Below are 7,047 nucleotides of genomic sequence, written 5' to 3'. Positions count from 1 at the left end.
CCTGAAAATCATGAAGGCATGGTTTATGTGGTCATGATTCGGTTGATGCTGAGGCGGTTAACAAACAACCGACGAACGAGGAACTTGAAACCTGCTTAACCAGCATTTACAAACACTTTCTAAGGGAATTGGTTGGGCTGCACTCATAGGAAACCTCTGCCATCAGGCTTGAACGAAATGTCTCCTTAGCATGCCCTGATTTTTCTATGCCTTGACAAAAGTCAAGGGTGGGCAATGCCCCATTTCATATGCTTGTAAAAGTAGGACGAAATAGCCGCTTGCAACAACAGCAGACGAATCAAGCCAATGCTTTGTATGTGATCCAGCCAAACAGCAGTGCTACGCTCATTGGTACTGTCAAGCATCAGGGCATCACCATCAAACGACGATCGCTGAACCGATTGGGCGAGTTGCGTTGACAATGGGGCACCAGTGAGAGATGTCTTATCCGCCGACCAATTCACCATCAAGTCAGCAAGCTAGCAGCCAGAAAGTAGCCAGAAGGTGAAATAATAGCAGACGGATACCCAACGTTACGTTGCTTTTGAGCGTGACCAGTTGACATCAACTTAGCCCCTCAGCCTTCCTCAAAACCTTGGGTATAGACCTCCGCAGCTACGTGTACATCGATCGCTTGCAAGCCCAACACGCGGCTTACATGGGAACCGTTTCCATTGGGTTTCTCCCACTCCCAGGCGATGCCTCTCTCTGGATCGAAATCTCTCCTGGTATTGAGATAAATCGGATTACTGATGTTGCGCTGAAGTCGGCAGTCGTTCGTCCGGGTGTCCTAGTCGTTGAACGACTATATGGTTTGCTAGAAGTGCATTCCAGCAACCAGGGTGAAATTCAGGCAGCAGGCAGAGCCATTTTGGATGCGTTGGGTGTGCGGAGGCAAGACTGCCTCAAGCCTCGCGTTCTCTCCAGCCAAATTATTCGTAACATTGACCCGCATCATACGCAGCTTATTAACCGCAATCGACGCGGACAGATGATTATGGCAGGGCAAACGCTGTACGTGATGGAGGTCGAGCCTGCTGCCTATGCCGCGCTTGCCGCCAACGAAGCAGAAAAAGCAGCGATGATCAACATCCTCCAAATTTCGGCAGTCGGTAGCTTTGGGCGACTCTATCTGGGTGGCGAAGAGCGTGACATCATTGCCGCCGCCGGAGCCGTCGTGGAGGCAATGGAAAATGTTTCTGGACGGAGCCATCCTGACGATCGCCGTGCAGAGTAGCTTTAATTAGCTTTGATTCGTTAACGCCCTGAATTCGCTCGCAAAGGACGCAAGTATGGCAAACCCAGAGCATCTTGCACTGCTAGACCACGGTGTCGCCCAGTGGAATGAATGGCGAGTGCGATCGCCCCACACACTACCCGATCTCAGCGACGCTAAATTGAGCGGCAAACAGCTTGCAGGCATTGACCTGTACTGCGCCAACCTGAATGGAGCGCTCCTTTGCAACACTAATTTGAACGGCGCTAATTGCACGAAAGCCACATTCAACAACGCCAATCTCATGCGAGCCAGCTTGGAAAAAGCAACCTTGAAGCAGGCTGAACTCGTTAATGCAACCCTTAGTGTTGCTAATCTCAACGGTGCTAATCTTTCTTATGCTGTCCTCATCGGTGCCGATCTAAAGGTGGCATTGCTGCGTGATGCGGATTTGAGCCATGCTGATTTAAGCGCGACGGAACTCTATGGGGCAGATTTACGATCGGCGGATCTAGATGAGGCGAACCTCAGCCGCGCTAATTTAAGTACCGCAATGCTGATTGCCGCTAACCTCAGCATGGCAAACCTGACTCGTGCGAACCTCGATCGTGCCGAAATGGGGCAAGCAACCCTCTACCGCACCAACCTGCATGCTGCGAGTTTAATCGACGCACATTGCGTTGGGGCGTTTCTGTCAGGAGCCGACTTGAGCCATGCCAACCTGTCAGGAGCCGATTTTTCCTGGTCAAAGCTCAGCCGAGTCAATTTGGCTCACGCCAACGGTTGCAGAGCTAACCTACGCGGTGCTGACCTGCGCCATGCTGATTTAAGCGCTACCAATCTCATAGAAGCAAATTTACGGGGAGCTAATCTTAGCGCGGCAATGCTTACAGATGCAGTCTTAGTTGGCGCTGATTTGAGTGATGTAAAGTGCGATCGTACTCAGTTCGACACAACTAAGCCTGACAGTAACCGACACCGCTAATAGCGAGAAAACAGATAACCGCAACTTTCAGGCTGTCTCTAACCATGTTAAGGCGATCGATAGGGGTGATAATTAAGAGCTTCCTGCTAGGATGAGCAAAACAATCAAAGCTAGATTACGTGCAATAGAGGCGTATGACAGCGAGTGAGCATTCCTTAGAAACGCATACTCAAGCGAGTAGAGAGCTATGATTCCAGTCAATGAAGCTCAACAGCAGTTGCAGAAATTGATCGATTCGGTGAGTCAGTCACATCAACCAATTGTGATTGCAGGACAGAGTAGTAACGCTGTGTTGTTATCTGAAGCTGATTGGGCATCAGTGCAGGAAACGCTCTATCTCCTCTCGGTTCCAGGAATGCGGGAATCAATTCGGGAAGGATTAGCAACACCGATCGAGGCTTGCGATCAAGAGTTGGAGTGGTGAGTTGGGTTTTGGTCTACACTAAGCAAGCTCAGAAAGATGCTAAAAGGTTAACTTCTAGTAATTTACGAGATAAGGCGCAAGCGTTACTCGACATCATTCAAATCAATCCGTTTCAGAACCCACCGCCTTATGAAAAATTAGTGGGAGATTTGGAAGGGGCATATTCTCGGCGCATTAACATTCAACACCGTCTTGTGTACGAGGTCAGTGAGTCCAAGCAAACTGTGAAAATTTTGCGAATGTGGACGCATTATGAGTAACGATCGCTACTCTTGTAGCTTGGTTGACATGAAGACTAACATGACCTTCTTTTTCAACCGTTGTGACTTGTACTGTTGCAGCGATCGCTCTACACTCCAAGCTTTTCACGAATGACTTCGGGCTTGTCTCTAAAGCCGACCAGTACAGCAGCGCCATCTTTAACAAAGAGTGGGCGCTTCAGCAGCATGGCATCATTGGCAAACGCTTCCACCCATTGCTCATCCGTCCAGTCATCTTTGGTGGTGCCTAGGGCGCGGTAGGATTGCCCAGAAGTATTTTTCATGGGTTTAGAGCCGAGCGCTTCGACCCAGCTTTGAATGAGCGATCGCGAAGGTGGCGTCTCTTTGGTGTCAACGAACTCGTAGGCAACACCGTTACTATCTAGCCAGGTAAAGGCTTTCTTACAGGTGCCGCAATTGGGGATACCGTAAACTTGGAGAGACATGGGAAAAAAGGCGAGACAGCTTTTCCTAGTTTAGGCTGCTGGCTGCTGGTTCATGGTTCAAGGTAGTGCGATCACAAGCTTAATCACTGTCCAAGAGAAGCACCAAGGAACGTTGGGCATGAAGTCTAACAGCGATCGCTAACAGTTGTGCCCCTGCTTCCTACTGCCGACTGCCTGCCTCAGCCGTTGTAGCCAGCTCCGTTAAGAACCGGAGCGCCTTTGCCACATAGCTCGCGCAATCGTACGGCGAACTAGCGTAGAACGATCGCCATGCCTCAGCCTTGTGTTCGTCGTAGCGATCGTGTTGGTCGGGATGCTCCTCTAGCCAAGCTAACCGAACAGCGTGACCCACTAAGACATCCAGAACAATGTAGTCTTCGATCAGTAGGTTGGGGTTGCCCTCCGCGATCGTGCTCAGTTCCATCAGCGCTTCGATATTGACCTGACGGTATTCAGGAGCCTGTATTTTGTTGAGCAGATGTTCCACTTGCAGGGCAAAGTTTTTCTCGCCTGGCGTTGTTTCGGACAGCAGCACATCGCTATCCAACCGATTGCGGCGTTCGAGCTTGTCGCCAATCACCAAACCTTTGCAGTGTTTCAGCACGTTCCACACGTTTGGGTAGAAGTTTTTGGGCACGCGGTTGAGAGACCCATCGAGTTGGCGTTTGCGCCACCAGTTTTCGACAGCAGGCTGTGTCTCATCTTCTTCTTGCTGATCCGATCGCACTACCCATTCAATATTCATCTGTCGTTGGTTGACAGGCAGCGACTCCTGGCGGAACAGGGCTTTGTCCAAGCTTTGATAGCCTTCTAGCACATGCTGGAGACGCGTTTGAATTTCGTAAGGACTAAGCTGCATCATGCGTTCATAGGCTTCATCCTGAGGAATGCTAAGTTCCCATGCCAGTTCGCTAGTGATCAGCAGAATGAGATAGCCGACTCTGAGGGTCAGCAGCCCGTTGAAGAGAGGCGGTCGCGCTTTAATCAGTAGGCTGAGGTAGACCAGAATTTCTTGAGTAAGCATCCGATCGCGAATGTCTTCCCGACAAAACTCGGTGATTTTTTCCATCACTTCGATCGGTGAAGCTGGGCGCGTAATCAACGATGCTTCACTGTAAGCACGACCCACCGCAATTTGCTTCTGGCGTACCAAAATGTCGATAACGGCATCGGCAAGGCTAATGTCAACCTTATTGCAGAGTCCGGCAGCCCGTCGTACGATTGCCCACTGTTTGAGCCTGCCCGCTTTGACATAAACTTCATCCAACAAGTTGCCGACTGTGACCGTTTCGGTAGGCTGCCCAAACCCGGTATCAAACGCAAACCCCTTCAGCCGCAGCAGCGTACTAAGCAGCTCGATTTGCTCGTAAAGGTTGGCAGACTCCTTCAGGCTAGAGAGCAACAGCGTGATGTTAGTCTCGCATTCCAGCCTGAACTCTTGCGTGATGCTGAGTGGCACCAGCTTCTGGGGCTGAAAGTTGAGGTATTGGGTTTCGGGTAGTGCATCCTGAACCGGCGACTGGGTGAAATCAAAATCATGCAGAAAGTCAATGCGCTCGATGGCGGCAGTAAGCATCAGTTGGTTGAGTTGCCCCAACTTGACTTGCACACCGTTGCAGTTGCCGCTATTAAGTTCTTGCAGCAGCGTGAGCAGAGGCATGGTATCGCTGGCTTCGGGGTCGTCCGCCTCGAGCATTTCCTGATCCAGCAGTAAGGTCATGGTAGGTCGTCCAAGCTGGCTCCAGTGGCGCTGAACATGTGCCAACTCGGTGCGAATCTGCGTGGCTAGAAAATGTGGATCAAGGGTCAGATAAAACTGCTGTTTATCCAGCAAGGAAGGCAAAAAGACAATGCGATCGCCCCGAATCTGAAAAATGCGTGAGGTAGTTAAACTTCGCAACCGCCGCGCCGGGCGACCACTCAGGTTAAGTTTATCGTTGCGTCCAATTTGGGTATAAACGGCTGCCAACTCCTGCGCTTCTCGCACCTGAAATACTTCTGCCTGGGTTGGTGTTTGGGTCGCAATGCCATACGCTGCCAGCGTTGATTGAAGGGCTTCATCTTCTGCTAACAGAGCGACCTGCACCTGAGGCTTGCGCTGCTGTCGAATGTGCAAATGGCGACCGAGTGGATCGATATCGCCAACAGCCAGGAGATTTTCGCTGAGTAGCTGCCCCAACAAGTACAGGCTTTGCGCCCAAACAAGGGGAACGTTTTCATTGGGCAGGCGCTTTTGGCTTTGCGGTGCGGCTTGTTCTGCTTCCACACAATTCGCAGGAACGTAATAAAGCTCTGGCAGCAGGTGTAACCCATCGCGCTCCACCAAAACAGCTTGCAGCCGCGCCTGATAGTCCTGAATTTGGTCACGATCGCCCCGAAACACTGCATCCAGCAGCAGGTAGGTAAAGAAGAGGGGCCATTCGCATTCGATATGTTCAAATTGCTTTAGCTCCCACGGCTCGTAGTGCAGGCGGCTAGTATCTTCTAGCACCGTCTGATGCCCATCGCGCAAAAAGCGCTTGCAGCCGTACTTACCCTGAAGTTTCTGGATAATGTCATTGCGGGTGCGATCGCGCAGTGCCCCATCATCCACCGCAAACGCCGGAAAGCCAATCACACTTAACAATGCCGCATCCACTTCTTTAGAACTGGATTCTCTGGGTAGCATTGATTCGAGCGTAATGCGCGATCGGGCAATTTCGTCTGGCAGCACATGAATCACAGAGTTTTGATTGCCATGCACCCCAAAGAGGTTCAGCCCACTCATTGCCTCTAGCGCCGCTTTTGCCATACCAACGGAACTGGCATTCAGTTCTGGGTTGCCATGGTTAATTTTGTTACCTCGCTCCCAGATGCCAAAATCCGGAGTGCGGTAGGCGCGTCCAATGTAATAAACCAGATTTTGGACGAAATTGACCTCATCCGTGGTGAACACAATATGCAGCCCCGAAGCCGTCATCTGCGCCAGCACCAGCAAATAAATTGAAGTCGCATCAAGCTGCAAGTGTCCCCATTGGTCATCACCCACAACGGTGGCACCTGTCTGGGTGTCATACTTCGCATGCAGTGCATCCAGTGGTGATTGGGTAACTTTGAACTGCTCAACCTTCTGTACTTGCCGCATCATGGCAAATAACAGCCCGCGCATGAGCTTGACAACGCTATGTTCTAGCTCAAAGGTGCGCCCACGATCGTCATCTAGCCGTCGATACGCTAACCCCAGCCCCCACACTGCCAGGATGCTGTACACGTTATCACGCACCCAGGCATCAGTGTAGTCACCGTGGGCATTGACAGCCGTACTAGCAGGCAGCAGACCCGTAATGGGGTTCTGACGAATCAAAATGATTGTCCGAATTTGCTCGTAGTACGTGTCTAGCCGTTCTTGCAGCGTTGCAGTTCGCATCGACATACTCTGTTCTAACTGATTGAGATTCTAGGGACGCAAACAGAGCTTGTTAAAGACAGCACACACAAAAGAACAAAAGATATAAAGCAGAAACCGCCCTAAGCGTTGGGTAGCAATTCGTTATTTTTAGTGTTCCTATTATCGTCTTTTTCTAGGACACTATAGTTGCCATTTACACGGAGAGGCTGCCGAAACCACGCGTTACTGACAGCACATGCAAAAGAAGACTGTAATCGCGCTTTCCGCGTTAGAAGCACTGGCTAAGATCCAGCAGAAGAAGCTGTCTTTGGCAGAGTTTGCGTCCTTA

Annotated in this window: 7 protein-coding genes; 4 read left to right on the top strand and 3 right to left on the bottom strand. The window is 50.8% G+C overall.

Annotated elements, in window-relative coordinates:
- Window positions 1–221: 221 nt before the first annotated feature.
- Window positions 222–422 (bottom strand): hypothetical protein, encoded by a 201-nt coding sequence (locus H6F86_RS17305; RefSeq protein ID WP_190449979.1) that lies wholly within the window; start codon window positions 420–422, stop codon window positions 222–224.
- Window positions 423–595: 173 nt separating this feature from the next.
- Here H6F86_RS17305 and H6F86_RS17300 point away from each other — a divergent pair, with 173 nt between their 5' ends.
- The 4 genes from H6F86_RS17300 (at window position 596) to H6F86_RS17285 (ending at window position 2,885) form a co-directional block, all read left to right on the top strand.
- Window positions 596–1,237: a hypothetical protein gene (locus H6F86_RS17300; RefSeq protein WP_190449978.1), complete on the top strand. Its 642-nt coding sequence runs from the start codon at window positions 596–598 to the stop codon at window positions 1,235–1,237.
- A gap of 55 nt (window positions 1,238–1,292) precedes the next feature.
- Window positions 1,293–2,201, top strand: a complete 909-nt coding sequence (locus tag H6F86_RS17295) for a pentapeptide repeat-containing protein (RefSeq protein WP_190449977.1) — start codon at window positions 1,293–1,295, stop codon at window positions 2,199–2,201.
- A 187-nt stretch (window positions 2,202–2,388) separates the two neighbouring features.
- On the top strand, window positions 2,389–2,625 hold the full coding sequence (locus H6F86_RS17290; protein ID WP_190449976.1) for a type II toxin-antitoxin system Phd/YefM family antitoxin: 237 nt from the start codon (window positions 2,389–2,391) through the stop codon (window positions 2,623–2,625).
- The gene (locus H6F86_RS17285; RefSeq protein WP_190449975.1) at window positions 2,622–2,885 is read left to right on the top strand and encodes a Txe/YoeB family addiction module toxin; all 264 of its coding nucleotides are present in this window, start codon (window positions 2,622–2,624) and stop codon (window positions 2,883–2,885) included. The genes H6F86_RS17290 and H6F86_RS17285 overlap by 4 nt, the downstream gene beginning before the upstream one ends.
- Window positions 2,886–2,974: 89 nt before the next feature.
- Here the strand turns inward: H6F86_RS17285 and H6F86_RS17280 are convergent, their stop codons facing one another.
- Window positions 2,975–3,331, bottom strand: a complete 357-nt coding sequence (locus tag H6F86_RS17280; protein ID WP_190449974.1) for a Spx/MgsR family RNA polymerase-binding regulatory protein — start codon at window positions 3,329–3,331, stop codon at window positions 2,975–2,977.
- Window positions 3,332–3,491: 160 nt separating this feature from the next.
- A complete protein-coding gene (locus H6F86_RS17275; protein WP_199305343.1) occupies window positions 3,492–6,743 on the bottom strand; it encodes a glycoside hydrolase family 15 protein in 3,252 nt (1,083 codons plus the stop codon).
- Window positions 6,744–7,047 lie beyond the last annotated feature (304 nt).

Source organism: Phormidium sp. FACHB-592 (assembly GCF_014695795.1).
Lineage (GTDB): Bacteria > Cyanobacteriota > Cyanobacteriia > Leptolyngbyales > Leptolyngbyaceae > Stenomitos.
This window is presented reverse-complemented; position numbering and strand designations above follow the sequence as displayed.